Raw genomic sequence first — 15233 nt, 5'->3', positions numbered from 1 at the left:
GCGGCCAGTACGGTCGACCGACCGGGTTGTTTGGGAGTGGCCGCTCGGGCGGTGGGAGGATGCGGATATGGATGCGCAGGACTCCCAGGTCGTCATTCGCGACGCTCACCCGGACGAATACGACGCCGTAGGTGACCTGACGGTCGAGGTATATGTCGGCGAGGGGTATGTGCGTCCTGGCAGCCCGTATGTCACCGAACTCGCCGATATCACCCATCGCGCGGGTGCGGCGCAGGTGCTGGTCGCGGTGCACGACGATCGGGTGGTCGGTTCGCTGGCGGTGGCTCGGCCGGGGACGCCGTATGCCGAGATCGCCCGACCGGGCGAGTTGGAGTTCCGGATGCTGGCCGTCTCGAAATCAGCGCGCGGGCTCGGTGCCGCAACGGCGTTGGTGCGCACCGTCATCGAGATCGCACGTGCGGAATCCTTTGCCGCCGTGGTACTTACCACGATGCCCGCCATGGTCGACGCGCGGCGGATCTATGACCGATTCGGTTTCGTCCCTGCGCCGGAACGGGATTGGAAGACCGACGCGGGCGAGTGGCTGTCGGTGCTACGGCTGGACATCCCAGCCTGAATATCCGACGGCGTCGACCGATATGGCACAGCGGCGACCAGCGCGGCGGTCAGAAATTCGGGCGTCCTCACCCCAATGCGGTCGCGACGATCCCCGCGAGATAACCGAGCCGTGCCACTTCGGACGGGCGGAAGTCGGGCCCGCCGGGACGTCCGAGCAGCAGCACCTTGCCGGTATTCCCGAGCGGCGCGGCGGCCAGCTTGGTGTCCATATCGCGCCAGATCTGCGGCACCCAGTCGGCCTCGGGATCCAGGACGGCGGGCTTCTCCAACGGCATCCACGGCGCCGACCCCGCCTGCGTTTGCGGCGCACTCTGGCTCCCGACCAGGCGATAGGCCCCCTGCGGCCCCATATCGATGATGGTGCTCCAACCGACGCGCAGCACTCGCGGCACTCCGTCGACGAGCACCTGCAGCCGATCGTCGCGGGCACTGGCGACCTGATCGATCAGCTCGAGTTCGCGATGAGTATCCAGCACACCGGAATACGGGCGGATGGAGTCCACATGCACATCGCCGATCGATTCGGCGGCGGTGATCAAGGTGTCCGGTAGCGCACCCTGCGGCACCTCGACCACGAGATCGTCGACCGCGTATCCCGCACCACGTTCGACCACGTCGAGGGAGAGGATGTCGGCGCCGACAGAGCCCAGCGCGAGCGCGAGCGCACCGAGGCTTCCCGGTCGATCCGGAAGTTGCACGCGGAGCAGGTAAGACACGCGCGTTCCTTTCCTTGGCGGCCGAGGCTCTGAAACGAATACCCGGGTCACGCAATACTTACACCCACAAGTCCCGGTTATCGACTCGAAGTGCGTCCAGTGACGGATGCCACAGCGCGAATTCGCGCGGAAGCGGCGTGTCACGCTAGCCGGAGGGGTGTGTCGTTGCATGCGCGGCTCCTGTGAAAATTGTGGAGTGGGGAGTCGCTAGGCTGTTCGGTGGCCGTTCACCAAGCTCAATCATGCCGAAAGGGGTCCGCGGTGCCCGCCATCTCCCGCGACGAGGTCGCACACCTCGCCCGGCTGTCCAGGCTCGCCCTGTCCGAATCCGAACTGGATCAGTTCGCCGGTCAGTTGGATTCGATCCTGAGTCACGTGCGGACCATCTCCGAGGTCGCCGCCGCCGATGTCCCAGCGACCGCGTCGCCGAATCCGGCGACCAACGTGACGCGTCCGGATCAGGTCATCCCGTGCCTCACCCCGGACCAGGCGCTCTCGGGCGCCCCCGCGGTCGAGGACCAGCGGTTCCTGGTTCCGCAGATTCTGGGAGAGGGCGAATGAGTTCAGCATCGGGTAGCGATTCGGTGGGGGGTGACGGTCGGGCGACGGGTGGGCGCGAGCTGACCGCACTGTCGGCCGCCGAGTTGGCGGCGAAGATCCACGGCCGCGAAGTGAGCTCGGTAGAGGTCACCCAGGCCCATCTGGATCGGATCGCCGCCGTCGACGGCGAGTATCACGCATTCCTGCACGTGGCCGGGAACGAGGCGCTCAGCGCGGCCGCCGCGGTGGATGCCGCGCTCGCCGCGGGCGATGCGCCCGCCTCGCCGCTGGCCGGAGTTCCGTTGGCGCTCAAGGACGTTTTCACGACGACCGACATGCCGACCACATGTGCCTCGAAGATTCTCGAGGGCTGGGTCGCACCGTACGACGCGACGCTGACCAGCCGGCTGCGCGCCGCGGGCATCCCGATCCTCGGCAAGACCAATATGGACGAGTTCGCGATGGGCTCCTCCACCGAGAACTCGGCCTTCGGTCCGACCCGGAATCCGTGGGATACCACCAGGATTCCGGGCGGTTCGGGCGGTGGCTCGGCGGCCGCGCTGGCTTCGCATCAGGCGCCGCTGGCGATCGGCACCGACACCGGCGGCTCTATTCGGCAGCCCGCCGCGGTGACCGCGACGGTCGGCACCAAGCCGACCTACGGCACCGTGTCCCGCTTCGGTCTGGTCGCGTGCGCCTCATCGCTGGATCAGGGCGGGCCGTGCGGTCGCACCGTGCTCGATACCGCGCTGCTGCACGAGGTGATCGCCGGATACGACCCGCGCGACTCCACTTCCCGCAATGTGCCGGTGCCACCGGTGGTCGCCGCCGCGCGGGAAGGTGCGACGGGCGATCTGCGCGGCGTGAAGGTCGGGGTGGTGAAGGAACTGCACTCCGACAGCTATCACCCGGGCGTCATCGCATCCTTCGACGCGGCGGTCGGTGTGCTGAAGGATTTGGGCGCCGAGGTCGTCGAAGTGTCTTGTCCGCACTTCGAATACGCGCTCGCCTCCTACTACCTGATCCTGCCGAGCGAGGTGTCCTCGAACCTGGCGCGCTTCGACGCTATGCGCTACGGACTGCGCGTCGACGACGACGGCAACCACAGCGCCGAGCAGGTCATGGCCGCGACCCGGGCCGCCGGATTCGGCCCGGAAGTCAAGCGCCGCATCATGATCGGCACCTACGCGCTGTCGGCTGGGTATTACGACGCCTACTACGGTCAGGCGCTGAAGGTGCGCACGCTGATCGCCCGTGACTTCGACAAGGCTTACGAGCAGGTGGACGTGCTGGTCTCGCCGACCAGCCCGTTCACCCCGTGGAAGCTGGGTGAGAAGGTCGACGATCCGCTGGCGATGTACCTCTCCGACCTGTGCACCCTGCCCACGAACCTGGCGGGGCATCCGGCGATGTCGGTGCCGTCTGGATTGAGCAAGGACGACGGGATGCCGGTGGGTCTGCAGATCATGGCGCCCGCGCTTGCCGATGATCGGCTGTACCGCGTCGGTGCGGCGTATGAGGCCGCGCGCGGGCCGATCGCCTGAGAAGTGTTGGCCTGAGCGCCCATTCCTGTCTCGATCCCGACGGGAATGGGCGCTCCGGACATCCCTATGCGGGCCAGACGAACTCCGGATCGCTGAGGTAGTCCTTGCGGCGTTGATCCAATGCCATCGTGACCATTTGGTGTGCGCCGGGGCCAATTACCTTGCGCACCGGTGGGTTCGGCATGTTCACCAGCGCGATCAGTTCCGCCGCAGCGACTTCCGGGGTCGCCTCCACCCACTCGGTGTCGGTTTCTGTCTGCGGCGGTGGGGCAGTCGGGTCCGGGTAGTTCGGTATGCCCAGGATGCCGTTGCGCAGTTCGTCGTACGCCGGGAGCGCCGTCGCGAACCGCATGCTCGATTTCGCCCAGTCGGTATCGAAACCGCCGAGCTGTGCCAGCGTGACGTGAATTCCGAAGGGCCGCAACTCATCCGCCAGTGCGGCCCCGAAACCCTCCAGCGCCCATTTGCTCGCGTTGTACATGCTGAACAGCGGCAGGCTGCCGACCGCGCCGACGGTCGAGATCTGCACGATATGCCCCGAGCCCTGGTTGCGCAGATGCGGCACTGCTGTCTGCGAAACCCACAGCGCCCCATAGAAATTGGTATCCATCTGGGCGCGGATCTCGGCTTCGGTCAGTTCCTCGACCGCACCGACTAAACCGTATCCGGCGTTGTTCACGATCACGTCGATACTGCCCGCGATCGCGAATGCCTCGTTCACTGTGGCGATCGCGCGGTCGCGGTCGCGAACATCCAAGGGCAGTACCGTCAATCGGTCGTCGTCGATATCAGCCATCGATCGTGGATCGCGGGCGGTCGCGACAACGCGGTCGCCACCGGCGAGGGTGGCGAGCGTGAACGCCCGCCCGAGCCCGCGGTTCGCGCCGGTGATGAACCAGGTTCTGGTCATTGCCGATCCTTTCCTCGCGAGACGCTCCGTCTCGTTTTACGACCATGCCAAGCGAATTCCACTTTGTCAAGACGAGACGTTCCGTCTCGTTGTTGGTACAGTCTGGTCATGGCCGAAACTCCCAGCGCAGCCAGGCGCAGCGAACGTGCCCGAGCCGCGATTCTCGGCGCCGCCACCGAATTGATCCGTGAGTTGCCCTATGCGAAGTTGAGCGTCGAGGCCATCGCATCCCGCGCCGGGGTCGGCAAACAGACGATCTATCGTTGGTGGCCATCGAAGGGCGCCGTCGTCTTCGACGCGATGCTCGAACTCTATTCGGGTCCGGACGGTCTCGTCCTTCCCGATACCGGCGATATCCGCGCGGACCTGCGCGAGCTGCTCCGGGGTGCGATCACCGAACTCACCGATCCGAGCTTCGAGGCCTTCCTGCGCGCGATGTACATCGAGATCCAACAGGATCGGGAACTCGCTGACGCCTACCGCGAGCGACTCCTGCTCCCACAGCGTGCCGCCATCGCCGAACGGCTGTCTGCCGCCGTCCGAGCCGGGCAGCTGCGCTCCGATATCGACTCGGACTTCGCCATCGATCTGCTCCTCGGCCCGATCCAATCCCGGTGGTCCCTTGGCCTCCCCGGCCTGACCGATTCCTATGCCGACGCCACCCTGGAAGCCGCGCTAGCCCACCTCGCGCCCTGACCTGGGGCCGCGAGCACGAAGAAGACCAGAGACTGCCCTCAATCGGTGGAGGGCAATGTGGGCTGGGTCAGCGGATGTCGGCGGGGTTGATGGCTGCGGCCATGGTGCGGTACCCGGCGTCATTGGGGTGGAGATGGTCGCCGCTGTCGTAGAAGGGGGCCAGGCGGTGGGGGTTGGTGGGGTCGGCGAGGGCGGCGTCGAGGTCGACGATGGCGTCGTATTCGCCTGCGGTGCGAATCCATTCGTTGACCGCGAGGCGTTTGGTTTCGGCGGCATCGTTGAAGTAGGGCGAATCACCGAAGGGGAGGATGGTCGCGCCGAGAACGCGGAGTCCGGCGGCGCGGGCCTGGCGGATCAGGTCGCGGTAGGTGGTGATGAGCTGTTCGGAGGAGACATCGACGACGGTGTCGAGTGCGGCCAAGCCCGAGCTGAGACCGATGTCATTGGTGCCCTCCAGGATGATCACGGTGCCTACGCCGGGCTGGTCGAGCACATCGTGACGAAACCGGGTCCGGGCGCTGTCACCGAGCCAGCTCGAGTCGACGGTGACGCGGTTGCCGCCGATGCCCTCGTTCAGCACGGCGCGCGGTGTGCCTGCCGCGGCCAGGCGTTCGGCGAGTTCGTCCGGGTAGCGGTTGTCGGCATTACCGGTCGAGCCGACGCCTTCGGTGATCGAATCACCGAAGGCCACCACGGCCGAGCGCGGCGCCGCGACATCCGCGACCTCGACTCCGGCCAGGTAGTACCAGGATTGGCTGGTCTCGGTGAACGCGGCGGCGGTCGCGTCGGCGCGGTGGTCGCCAGCGGCCCGGTATGTGGTGGCGAAGGACTGGGCGTGCTGGGTGGCCGGCCCGGTCGGTTCGGCCAGGTACAGGGTGATGGTCACCGACTCCAGCGGCGCCAGCGGCAGCGCGACCGGATCGGTCGCGAGATCAGCTCCCGGTTCGATGCGGAACGACGGTGCGAGGCCGACCGTCAGGTTCTGCAGCGTCTCCGGACGGATCGCGCCATCGGCGGCGCTGCGGGCAATGGTCGCGCCCGCGACCGCGAGCGGTGTCGTGCCGTAGCGATTGGTCAGTCGGACCCGAGTGGCCGGACCGCCGTCACTGACCCGAACCACCTGGCGCACAGTCTGATTCGCGAATCCGGTTTCGGCCCAATTGGCCACGAAGGCCTTGCTCGGCCGATGCGCCGAGGTCGCCCAGACCGTAGTCCAAACGCATTCTTCCGGTGGAGTCGCGCTAGCGGTGACGACGGCGGCGGGCAATGACAACAGCAGCATCGTTACCAGGGCACGAACTGTACGCACGCGAAATCCATTCCTTTGCCATCTGATCCGTTTCACCGGACCGTCCGCACAACCACCCGGCCCGAATCCACATTTCCCCCTTACCCCGAAGAGACCCACACCACACCACACCACGCCCGATCGACATCCGAAACCCTGCGCACATCTCGTCTGGGGATGCGCCTGCATCAACCTCGACGCCGCAATGGTGATCGTCGATCCCCACCCGCGCACACGTTCGCATGAGCGTAGCTCGAGCGCGTCGCACGGTCGGCTGTGACCCGCCGAACGGCCCCGCACGCTCAGGCCACAGTTCGTTTACGTGCTGCCAGACCATCCGGCGGCTCGGATCCCTCGGCCCGGCTCAGCGGCCCACGCGCTCCTGCGTTCGCGCGAGTGTGGTCCTGGCGAAGCTCGACGCGCTTGCTCCCGCACTGTCGCACGACATCGCATGGGTACTCGGTATCGAGCCGCGCGCCGAGGCTTACTTGACGCCCGAGCTTTCGCACAAGTTCGTATCCGGGACGCGGCGCGTCGGGCGGCATGTCGCTATGTGACGTGCGCGTGAGGTGTGCGATAACCCCGCGGGGATTTGGCGGTTCTGTACCTCGGAGGGGCGGTTAGTGGGCGCGCAGGGATTCGGCTTGCTTTTGGATGCCTTCGGTCATGCCTGCGAAACCGCGCTGCAGGTTTTTGCCGAGGGCGGCCACGACGACGGGGTGCAGCCAGCCGCCGAGTTCGAAGTGGGATTCGTAGCGGGTGCGGTCGGGGCCGAGGGGGGTGACTCGGTGCGAGCGCAGGCTGTGCAGGGCGCCGAGTGGGGCCGGCTTCATCGAGTAGCTGAGTTCGGTGCCCGGGGTGTGCGAGACCATCCATTCGCGCTGGCGGCGCGGTTTCGAGCCGGAGAGCACGACCAGCATATCGATCGGTTCGCCGGGGACGAGGGTGCTGCGGCATTCGATGCAGAAGGGGTTCCACTCGCCGTAGCGAGGGAGGTCGGTGATCACTTGCCACACCAATTCGGCGGGGGCGTCGATCTCGACGGCGGCATCGATGACAAAGGGCATGGTTAGCAAATTAGAACAAGTTCTATAGCTGATCAAGCCTCTCGGCAGCAAAGTCGCGGGTCAGCATGTGCCCAGGGCGGTGCCTTGATCGGTGCCGTAGCGGTGGCCGTGGCCCGGCGGCGCGTTCAGTGCGGCCAGCAGATCGGCGCTGGTCTGCAGAAAGCTGATCACCGGAAGCCATTGTGGCACAGGGGCATCCACCCGCACACCGCGGAGCTCGGGTGCGCGCCACAGCAGCGACGGCGACCAGTGCACCACCGGATCCGAGCTGTTTGCCAATACGGTCGCACCTGCCCGGTGCACCTGACCGGCGGGCGGACCCGCCCAGAGCGTCGCGCAGGTCCGGCGGTCCTGGTCTGCGTCGTTGGCGAATATCGAGCTGCCGCCGAGCGCGCCGAGGCTCTGCCCGTAGACGTAGAGCTTGGGCTTGTGGTCGAGCGTGCCGATGTGGTGCTCCACGGCATTGAACAGCGCTCGCGCATAGGCGACCGCATCGTCGCGCCCGAAGGCGAAGGTCACCCAACTGGGGGCGTAGGAGTACTGCATCCCGACGAGGGCGACATCATCGTCAAAGCGTTCGTAGAACCCGCGAACCGCATTCGCATCGATCCACCCGGATCCGGTCGGCACCGCGAGCACGATATTCGACCGTTCGAATCCGCCCGACCGTTCCAGCTCTCGAACCGCAAGGGCCACACGGGAATCGAGATCGGGTGCGGAGTCGAGTCCGACATACACCCGGATCGGTCCGGGGGGTGACCCGGTAACGAACTTGCGCCCTTCCGCGCCCAGTGACCGCCAGCTGATCGCGGATTCGGCGCTTCCGGACCGGGCGTACGAAACTGGCTGCACCAGTGCGGGATCGATCGTCGCAGTGGCGGCGGCATAGGCACCGTGTCGCCAGTCGACAGCTGCCGGTACCCCGACGAGATAGAGCACAGACGCCGCCGCTACGCCCACCGCGATGCTGCGCGCCCAACCCGACTTCCGGACGAACCACCCAGCCGCTCGCGCGATTCCGACGAATACACCGACGATAGCTACGGATATGAGTCCCCACCGCAGCCAGTAATCCGGACCGATCAGCGCCGTATCCATCGCGCTGCGCAACCGGTTCTGCCAATGGGTTGCGTGCGCGACCATGCCGACGACCGCGACCATGGTCGAACCGAGCAGTGGGGCACGGAACCGGTCCAGCCGCCCGTTGATATTCGAGCGCCGCAAGGTAAATCGAATAACTCCCGCAACGGTCAGTGCGACAACGACGAGCATCCCGGTCAACATGGCCTGGGCACTCGGTGTGCGCGGAAGCAGACTGGGTGCCAGCGACATCGAAGTGCCGAGACCGACTCCGAGCGTCGTGCCGATCCGCGGCCGCACGGCGCAATGAAACCCTTTGGCGGTAAGTGTCTTCCAGTGGTGTTCCTGGCCAGGCGACCAACCCGCGCCATCTGTCTCGCCGATGCCGGGTGATGCGTTCGTGCCGGAATCATTCGGGGCCGACACCGGTTTGGTCGTGGTCAACGTGCTCATGCCTGAACCCCCAGAACGCTTATACGATTCGAAACTCGTGCCGAAGTACGACGACGATCCCGCGCATCCGCGATCCGCCGCCTGACGGACGGCAGGAACCCGCCCGCCCCGAGCCCGACCAGACCGCCACCGACGATCACCCCGGAATCCCCTGTCCGGAAAACAGATTCGACAACCGGTGCCCCATAGTCCTGCCGCCGCGAATTCAGATCCACGAACGTGTTCGCGATACTCGCCATCGCATCGCACCGAGCCCGCGAAAACCCGTCCTCCCGTGCCGCGCACGCCTCGTGCATATGCACAGCCAGCGTCGCATCCAGCGCCTGCCTGGCCCACCCGCCCAGCGGCTGATCCTGCGCGTCCGCATAGCGCAGCAGGTCATACCCCAAATCATGTGCTTTACAAGCGGTTTCGAACTCGCTGGGCAACGTCACCGGCGACGAGCACCCTCCAGCCGGATTCACCACCAGCCCATCGACAACAGCGGGTCGATAACCGAACCGCTCCACGAAATCGGCGGGAATCGCATCGACGGACCCCGGCCCGCCCGAGGTCAGCTCCACCACCGCCGCACCGGCCGAAACATTCTCCACCGGCCGCTCGACGGTGGCGGCATGCGCCGAGGGCGCCAGCATCATGGTGGCCGCCATGGTGGTCAGCGCGGCCGCGGTCAATGCGGCAGAGCGCCGTGCAGTGGGTTGGGTTCGGGCGCCGGCAGCGATGGTCGGTGTGCTCATGGTGCTCGACGCTAGAAATCCACCCCGCTACGCCACCTCACGCCGCGGGGCGGTTTCCGGGCCCGTGCCGGCGGGGGAGCGCGGGCGACTCCTCCCACTGCGGTACTGGAGCGGAATTCACCCGTGGGTATGAGGACCCCGACCGCTCGACTTCCTACTGTCGTAGCCATGAGGGAACAACGTCGTAGCTGGATCAAGGGGATGAACGCGCGGATGTGGTTCGACGCGTTCACCGTGCTGCTCGCGGTGATCTTCTACGCCGTCGCATGGCCGACACTGCACCTCACCCATGACGTACCGGTCGCGGTGCAGCCGTTCATCGCCGCGCTCGCCGCGTTCCCGATCCTGCTGATCCGGCTCAACCCGGCGCTGGGCTGGGCGATATCGGCGGGCTCGGCGCTGCTCATCACCCTGGCCATCCCGAATCAGCCCGACAATGAGATCCCGATCCAGGTCGTGCACATTCTGTGCCTGTTCGCGCTGCTGTTCGCGGTGGCCCTGCGCGCCCCGGTCCCGATCGTGGCGGTCGCCTGGGGGGCGACCTCACTGCTGCTGGCCACCACGATGACCAGCGACGGTGATATTTCCGGCGCGGCTTGGGCCTGGCCGATCGCCTTCGCCGCGGTCGTGCTGTTCGCGATGCTGGTGCGCTGGCTGGTGCAGTCGCGTCAACAGTTGCTGGCCCAGGAGCAGGAGAACGAACTGGAGCGGGCTCGGCGCGCCATCCTGGAGGAGAAGGCCCGCATAGCCCGCGACCTGCACGATGTCGTCGCCCACCACATGTCTCTCGTCGTGGTGCAGGCGCAGACCGCGCCGTATCGGGTCGAGGGCGTGACTCCCGCCGCCCGCGCGGAATTCGAATCCATCGGTGCGACCGCGCGCGAGGCGTTGAACGAGATCCGGGGCATGCTCGGCGTACTGCGCAGCGACGGGCAACTGCCCGAACACGCGCCGCAACCGAAGGCCGCCGATGTGCTCGGCCTGTTCGAGGGCGCCCGCCGGGCCGGTGTGCGCATCGACTGGACCGTCGATGGATTGCTGGATCTGGTCCCGGATTCGGTCGGGCTCGCGCTGTACCGGATCGTCCAGGAGTCGCTGTCCAACGCCTCCCGGCACGCCCCGGGCGCGCCGGTGCGAGTATCGATCGTGATCGGCGGCGACGCGCTGCAATTGAGCGTCGGCAATGCGCTGAGCGCCACCGTCGCCCGCCCGGTCGGCAACGGCGGACACGGCATCGCGGGTATGCGGGCGCGTGCGCTCGCGGTCGGCGGTGAGGTGTCGGCGGGCCCGCGTGCGGACGGCGGTTTCCAGGTAGTGGCCCGACTGCCGATCGCTTCGACCGCGGAACCGGGACTCGATACGGCGGCAGCCGCGCCGATCGGCGCTGCCAACGACGTCTGACCGACAGTGCTACGAGGGAATACAGAGATCCCCGCGACTGTCTGTATTGTGACTATTTGTCTACCGGGCAACTGATTTCGTTGGCACATGGGATACGCCCAGAACTGGTTACGCACTCGAGGCAGGACCTGAACGCTACCGATGACGCGCCTGACTGGTATGGCCTGAATACGCGGAGAGGCGGATGAGCTGGCAATCACTGTTCTGATCGCCGACGACCAGGCCATGGTGCGTCAGGGTTTCGGTGCCCTGCTCGCCGCCCAATCCGATATCAGTGTGGTAGGTGACGCACCGGACGGGAAGGTGGCCGTCGCCGAGGCGAAGCGGCTGCGCCCGGATGTGGTGCTGATGGATGTGCGCATGCCGGAGATGAACGGACTCGACGCCGCACGCGCCATCCTCGCCGCTGGCTTCGATCCGCCGGTGCGGGTGCTCATGCTGACCACCTTCGATATCGACGATTACGTCTACGAGGCGCTGAGCATCGGCGCCAGCGGCTTCCTGCTCAAGGACGCGCCCGCCGAGGAGTTGGTGCGTGCGGTGCGCGTGGTCGCCGACGGGCAGGCACTGCTCGCCCCGACGGTCACCCGCCGCCTGATCGCCGATGTCACCCGTCGTCGCAGTGCGAGCCGCGTCAAACCCACGCCGGCGCTGGCGTCACTGACTCCGCGCGAACGCGAGGTGCTGGAGTTGATCGCCAAGGGTATGTCCAATACCGAGATCGCCACCGCACTTTTCGTCGCCGAGCAGACCGTGAAAACCCATGTCTCCAAGGTGTTTTCGAAGTTGAATCTGCGTGACCGCGCGCAGGCGGTGGTGCTCGCCTACGAATCCGGTCTCGTCACCCCGGGCTAGCGCGGCTGTTGCTGGCACTTACCGCCGTTGAGATCGTCGAGATGTCGCGAGAGCAGCCGGGCCAGCCGGTCGAGCAGGGCGGTCGCATCCTCGAAGGTGCCCGAATCGGCCTGTGCCGCAAGCGCGACCGCGACACCGCCGGATCGAGTCGGCACGATGCCGAACTGACGGACCGTGTAGACGCCGGTTTCGTCGTCGGGCCCCCAGCCGCCCTTGAATTCGGTGCCCTCGATGGTGCCCAGGCCCCAGCGCTGTTCCGGCGTGATCTGTTCCATCAGCTCGACCACGGTGGCGGATTCGGGCAGGCACGGCAGCTGCGAGGCGAAACGAACCTGATTGGCCAGCGTCCATTCGGTCGCGCCGAATGCGTTGTAGTCCAGATTTGTCTTCGGTCCGTACACATTGGTCAGTGCGTCACCGGCCTCGTCGAGGACCCCCTGGACCGCCCGCGCGGCCTCTTCACCGTCACCGAGCGACTGCCAGAGTGCTTCGGCCGCATCGTTATCCGAAACGGTGATCGCCTCATGCGCGTATTCGACGACGCCGGTCGGGTCGTGCCGCAGCGCCGCGATGGCCAGCGGCACCTTGATGGTGGACCAGGCGATGCCGCTGGTCCAGTCGCCGAAGATGGTCATTCGGCCGCCCCCGACCGGCATGATCGCCATCCCGACCTGCCCGAGCAGATTCGGCTGCAGCTGGGTGAAATCGGCGGCCAGCGAATCGGGCCGCGAGATCGACCAGCCGGGATGCCAGGAACCGGGCCGTTCGACGGGCAGCGCCGGTTCCGCGGGTGCGTCGTGCGCACTGGGTAAGAACGAACAGGAGGTGAGTGTGACCAAAACCGTGAGTGCCGCGCCGCGCAGCGCCACCCGATAATTCACCATCGTTCTTGTAGACCTCACCGCCGCGTTCTCCCCACCACCACAACCAGACACCCGTTGTTCCATCGGCGGTGCGAAAAACATCCTCGTCACACCCGCCCGGTCGGTGACCGGGCGTCGCGCGATCATCACCGCGTCGAGCCAGCAGCGGACACGGTGATGACGCCCTGTTGATAGTTTCGCCGATTTTCCCGGAGAATTCGAAACGGCGTGGCCAAGGGGCTACCCGGTAGGCTCACAACTCTGTTTACGCGCTCGGACGACCGATGTCCGATGGCCGCAGTCACCTGAAGGGGGTCGCGTTGCTGAACAGCGGTGAGGTGTTCGCCGGGTTCACCGTGGAGCGGCTGCTCGGCCAGGGGGGGATGGGCTCGGTATACCTGGCCAGACACCCCCGACTCGGTAAGCAGACGGCGCTGAAGCTGCTGAATCGGGAGCTGTTCGCCGACGCCGAGGTGCGTGCGCGCTTCGAGCGGGAGGCCGATCTGGCCGCGCATCTGGACCACCCGAATATCGTCGCCGTCTACGACCGCGGTTCCGAGGACAATCAGCTCTGGATTTCCATGCAGTACATCGACGGCGTCGACGCGGCGACCGTCGACCCGATGACGCTGCCGCCGGAGCGGGCGGTGCAGATCATCGAGGGTGTCGCGTCGGCACTGGATTACGCGCACGGCATGGGTGTGCTGCATCGGGATGTGAAGCCCGCCAACTTCCTGCTGGCTCGTTCCAGCGGTGGGCAGGGCGAGCGGGTCTTCCTTACCGACTTCGGTATCGCCCGGTTGCGCGAGGACTCCACCCACCTGACCCAGACCGGCATGTTCAGCGCGACCCTGTCCTATGCCTCGCCGGAGCAGATGACCGGTGCCGAGCTGGACAATCGCACCGATCAATATTCGCTGGCGTGCGCGCTGTACTGGCTGTTCACCGGCATGGCGCCATTCGACGCGCCCGATCCGAACGACATCATTCGCGGGCATCTGCAACATGTCGCCGCGCCCTTGGCGGCCCGACGGCAGGGTTTGAATCCCGCGCTGGACGGGGTGCTTGCCAAGGCGATGGCCAAACGTCCCGAACACCGGTACGCGACGTGTGTCGAATTCGCTGCCGCGGCCCGGAAGGCACTGACCGCACCGCCGGTTGCCACCGTGCAGGTGAATCCTGGCTTCCCGCCGGTGTATCCGGGACAGCCCGTTGGATCCGGGCCGCCCGCACCGGGATTCGCTACGCCTGCGGATCAGGGGGCCTTCCTGCAGTCGACGCAGGCGGTCGGGCCCGCTGGATATGGTGCGCCACAGTCCTATCCACCGGCGCAGCAGCCGATGGTGCCGCAGGCCGCGGGTTACCCGGCGGCACCGGTGCAGCAGCCGGGTGCACCCGCGACGCAGGGCCCACCGCAAGCTGCGGCGTATCCGGCGGCACTGCAGCAGGCAGCTCTGCCTCAACAGGGGACACAGGGGCCACCGGCGCAGGGCCAGCCGATGCAGGCCTCAGCGGCGCAGGGCCAACCGATTCCGGGCCACCCGACCCAGGGGCCACCGATACAGGGTCAGCCGACCCAACAGCCACCGTCTGCGCTGCCGCCCGGTGCGGCACCGCCCCCATTCGGGCCGAATGCCGTTGGCGCGCAACCGGCTCCGGACCACCGCCGGAGCACGGCGGTGCTGGTCGGCTGGATCGCCGTCGGCATCGTGGTCGCGGTGATCGCCGTAATGGGCACGCTCGTGGTCGTCGGCTGGGAGTCGGAAGGCCCGCCCGATGCCGCCGTGCCGCCACCCGGTACCTCCACCACAGCGGCCGCCGCATCCGATGCTCTTGCCAAGAGCCGCAGGCTGTTTCCGAATCTGGTGCCGCAGGGCAAGGAGGACTTCGGCGAGGCCTATCAAGACGCGCGCTGCATGGCATCGGCGGCAGGGGAGCCGCTGGGGATCGAGGACGAACCCTTGAAATCCAGTCCCTGGATCACCGCATGGGAATGCCACCGCGAAACCCAGACCACCGCCCAGATGAGCTACACCATCCTCGAATACGCCTCCGCCGCCGACGCTCGAGCCGTGGTCCAGGCCCTACCCGCCAATGTCGCAACGGCCGGTAAGAAAAGCGGAATCCCGGTCAACACGCACCGCTGGACCGTGGAAGACCCGCCCGGCCCCCTCCAGCCCTTCTACCACACAGCCAAACTGGTGGTGAGCTTCGAATCCGACCCCGCCCGCGCGAATTTCCTGGTGTACGTGAGCAACCACGGCACCGCCGGCGGAGTCCAAACCGTGCCGCCGACCCCCACGGCCCAGGACGCACTAACCGCGTGGTGGGATGCGGCACCCCTGTAATCGCCCGCTGGACAGGTGATTTGGTGCCGCCTGGGAACTTCGGCACGTGAGCAGCTGACTCGACGACGGGGCGCTCAGACGAAGTCGATCGACGGCGGCTCCGTTCGTGCTCGCCGTCGTGGGCCAATTCGCGGCCGTAATCGCCTGCCCAACAAG

Annotated in this window: 14 protein-coding genes; 7 read left to right on the top strand and 7 right to left on the bottom strand. The window is 66.8% G+C overall.

The window, feature by feature from the left end:
* Positions 1-67: 67 nt before the first annotated feature.
* Entirely contained in the window at positions 68-577 is a 510-nt protein-coding gene (locus tag ACIBI6_RS13510) for a GNAT family N-acetyltransferase (protein WP_364357812.1), read from the top strand.
* A 67-nt stretch (positions 578-644) separates the two neighbouring features.
* Here the strand turns inward: ACIBI6_RS13510 and ACIBI6_RS13505 are convergent, their stop codons facing one another.
* Complete coding sequence (locus ACIBI6_RS13505) at positions 645-1295, bottom strand: amino acid-binding protein (protein ID WP_364357815.1); 651 nt, start codon at positions 1293-1295, stop codon at positions 645-647.
* Positions 1296-1556: 261 nt separating this feature from the next.
* Here ACIBI6_RS13505 and gatC point away from each other — a divergent pair, with 261 nt between their 5' ends.
* Together gatC and gatA are read left to right on the top strand one after the other, a co-directional pair.
* On the top strand, positions 1557-1856 hold the full coding sequence (gene gatC / locus ACIBI6_RS13500; protein ID WP_364357818.1) for an Asp-tRNA(Asn)/Glu-tRNA(Gln) amidotransferase subunit GatC: 300 nt from the start codon (positions 1557-1559) through the stop codon (positions 1854-1856).
* The gene (gene gatA, locus ACIBI6_RS13495) at positions 1853-3379 is read left to right on the top strand and encodes an Asp-tRNA(Asn)/Glu-tRNA(Gln) amidotransferase subunit GatA (protein ID WP_364357821.1); all 1527 of its coding nucleotides are present in this window, start codon (positions 1853-1855) and stop codon (positions 3377-3379) included. The genes gatC and gatA overlap by 4 nt, the downstream gene beginning before the upstream one ends.
* Before the next feature lie 64 nt (positions 3380-3443).
* Here the strand turns inward: gatA and ACIBI6_RS13490 are convergent, their stop codons facing one another.
* Complete coding sequence (locus tag ACIBI6_RS13490) at positions 3444-4289, bottom strand: SDR family NAD(P)-dependent oxidoreductase (RefSeq protein ID WP_396956278.1); 846 nt, start codon at positions 4287-4289, stop codon at positions 3444-3446.
* Positions 4290-4397: 108 nt separating this feature from the next.
* Here ACIBI6_RS13490 and ACIBI6_RS13485 point away from each other — a divergent pair, with 108 nt between their 5' ends.
* A complete protein-coding gene (locus ACIBI6_RS13485) occupies positions 4398-4985 on the top strand; it encodes a TetR/AcrR family transcriptional regulator (RefSeq protein WP_364357827.1) in 588 nt (195 codons plus the stop codon).
* A 67-nt stretch (positions 4986-5052) separates the two neighbouring features.
* Here ACIBI6_RS13485 and ACIBI6_RS13480 read toward each other — a convergent pair whose 3' ends face one another.
* From ACIBI6_RS13480 to ACIBI6_RS13465, 4 genes are all read right to left on the bottom strand, one after another.
* On the bottom strand, positions 5053-6294 hold the full coding sequence (locus ACIBI6_RS13480) for an SGNH/GDSL hydrolase family protein (protein ID WP_364357830.1): 1242 nt from the start codon (positions 6292-6294) through the stop codon (positions 5053-5055).
* A 599-nt stretch (positions 6295-6893) separates the two neighbouring features.
* On the bottom strand, positions 6894-7340 hold the full coding sequence (locus ACIBI6_RS13475) for an SRPBCC family protein (protein WP_396956277.1): 447 nt from the start codon (positions 7338-7340) through the stop codon (positions 6894-6896).
* Between the two features lie 60 nt (positions 7341-7400).
* Positions 7401-8873 (bottom strand): alpha/beta-hydrolase family protein, encoded by a 1473-nt coding sequence (locus ACIBI6_RS13470; protein WP_396956276.1) that lies wholly within the window; start codon positions 8871-8873, stop codon positions 7401-7403.
* Complete coding sequence (locus ACIBI6_RS13465) at positions 8870-9610, bottom strand: hypothetical protein (RefSeq protein ID WP_396956274.1); 741 nt, start codon at positions 9608-9610, stop codon at positions 8870-8872. Before ACIBI6_RS13465 ends, ACIBI6_RS13470 begins: the two co-directional genes overlap by 4 nt.
* Before the next feature lie 168 nt (positions 9611-9778).
* On the opposite strand from ACIBI6_RS13465, the gene ACIBI6_RS13460 reads away from it, so the two are divergent.
* Complete coding sequence (locus tag ACIBI6_RS13460; RefSeq protein WP_396956272.1) at positions 9779-11011, top strand: sensor histidine kinase; 1233 nt, start codon at positions 9779-9781, stop codon at positions 11009-11011.
* A 189-nt stretch (positions 11012-11200) separates the two neighbouring features.
* Positions 11201-11866: a response regulator transcription factor gene (locus ACIBI6_RS13455; RefSeq protein ID WP_040693694.1), complete on the top strand. Its 666-nt coding sequence runs from the start codon at positions 11201-11203 to the stop codon at positions 11864-11866.
* Here the strand turns inward: ACIBI6_RS13455 and ACIBI6_RS13450 are convergent.
* Positions 11863-12750, bottom strand: a complete 888-nt coding sequence (locus tag ACIBI6_RS13450) for a hypothetical protein (RefSeq protein ID WP_364357842.1) — start codon at positions 12748-12750, stop codon at positions 11863-11865. The genes ACIBI6_RS13455 and ACIBI6_RS13450 overlap by 4 nt on opposite strands.
* Before the next feature lie 263 nt (positions 12751-13013).
* On the opposite strand from ACIBI6_RS13450, the gene ACIBI6_RS13445 reads away from it, so the two are divergent.
* Positions 13014-15077 carry a protein kinase gene (locus ACIBI6_RS13445; RefSeq protein ID WP_396956271.1) on the top strand — a complete coding sequence of 688 codons (2064 nt, stop codon included), beginning with the start codon at positions 13014-13016 and terminating at the stop codon, positions 15075-15077.
* Positions 15078-15233: the final 156 nt, after the last annotated feature.

This window comes from Nocardia sp. NPDC050412 (genome assembly GCF_044458825.1).
Taxonomy (GTDB): Bacteria; Actinomycetota; Actinomycetes; order Mycobacteriales; family Mycobacteriaceae; genus Nocardia.
This window is presented reverse-complemented; position numbering and strand designations above follow the sequence as displayed.

Coding starts and splice junctions, on each gene's coding strand:
- ACIBI6_RS13460 (WP_396956272.1), top strand. CDS start 9,779: ATGAGGGAACAACGTCGTAGCTGGATCAAGGGGATGAACGCGCGGATG.
- ACIBI6_RS13465 (WP_396956274.1), bottom strand. CDS start 9,610: ATGAGCACACCGACCATCGCTGCCGGCGCCCGAACCCAACCCACTGCA.
- ACIBI6_RS13510 (WP_364357812.1), top strand. CDS start 68: ATGGATGCGCAGGACTCCCAGGTCGTCATTCGCGACGCTCACCCGGAC.
- ACIBI6_RS13445 (WP_396956271.1), top strand. CDS start 13,014: ATGTCCGATGGCCGCAGTCACCTGAAGGGGGTCGCGTTGCTGAACAGC.
- ACIBI6_RS13485 (WP_364357827.1), top strand. CDS start 4,398: ATGGCCGAAACTCCCAGCGCAGCCAGGCGCAGCGAACGTGCCCGAGCC.
- ACIBI6_RS13450 (WP_364357842.1), bottom strand. CDS start 12,750: ATGGTGAATTATCGGGTGGCGCTGCGCGGCGCGGCACTCACGGTTTTG.
- ACIBI6_RS13470 (WP_396956276.1), bottom strand. CDS start 8,873: ATGAGCACGTTGACCACGACCAAACCGGTGTCGGCCCCGAATGATTCC.
- gatA (WP_364357821.1), top strand. CDS start 1,853: ATGAGTTCAGCATCGGGTAGCGATTCGGTGGGGGGTGACGGTCGGGCG.
- ACIBI6_RS13475 (WP_396956277.1), bottom strand. CDS start 7,340: ATGCCCTTTGTCATCGATGCCGCCGTCGAGATCGACGCCCCCGCCGAA.
- ACIBI6_RS13490 (WP_396956278.1), bottom strand. CDS start 4,289: ATGACCAGAACCTGGTTCATCACCGGCGCGAACCGCGGGCTCGGGCGG.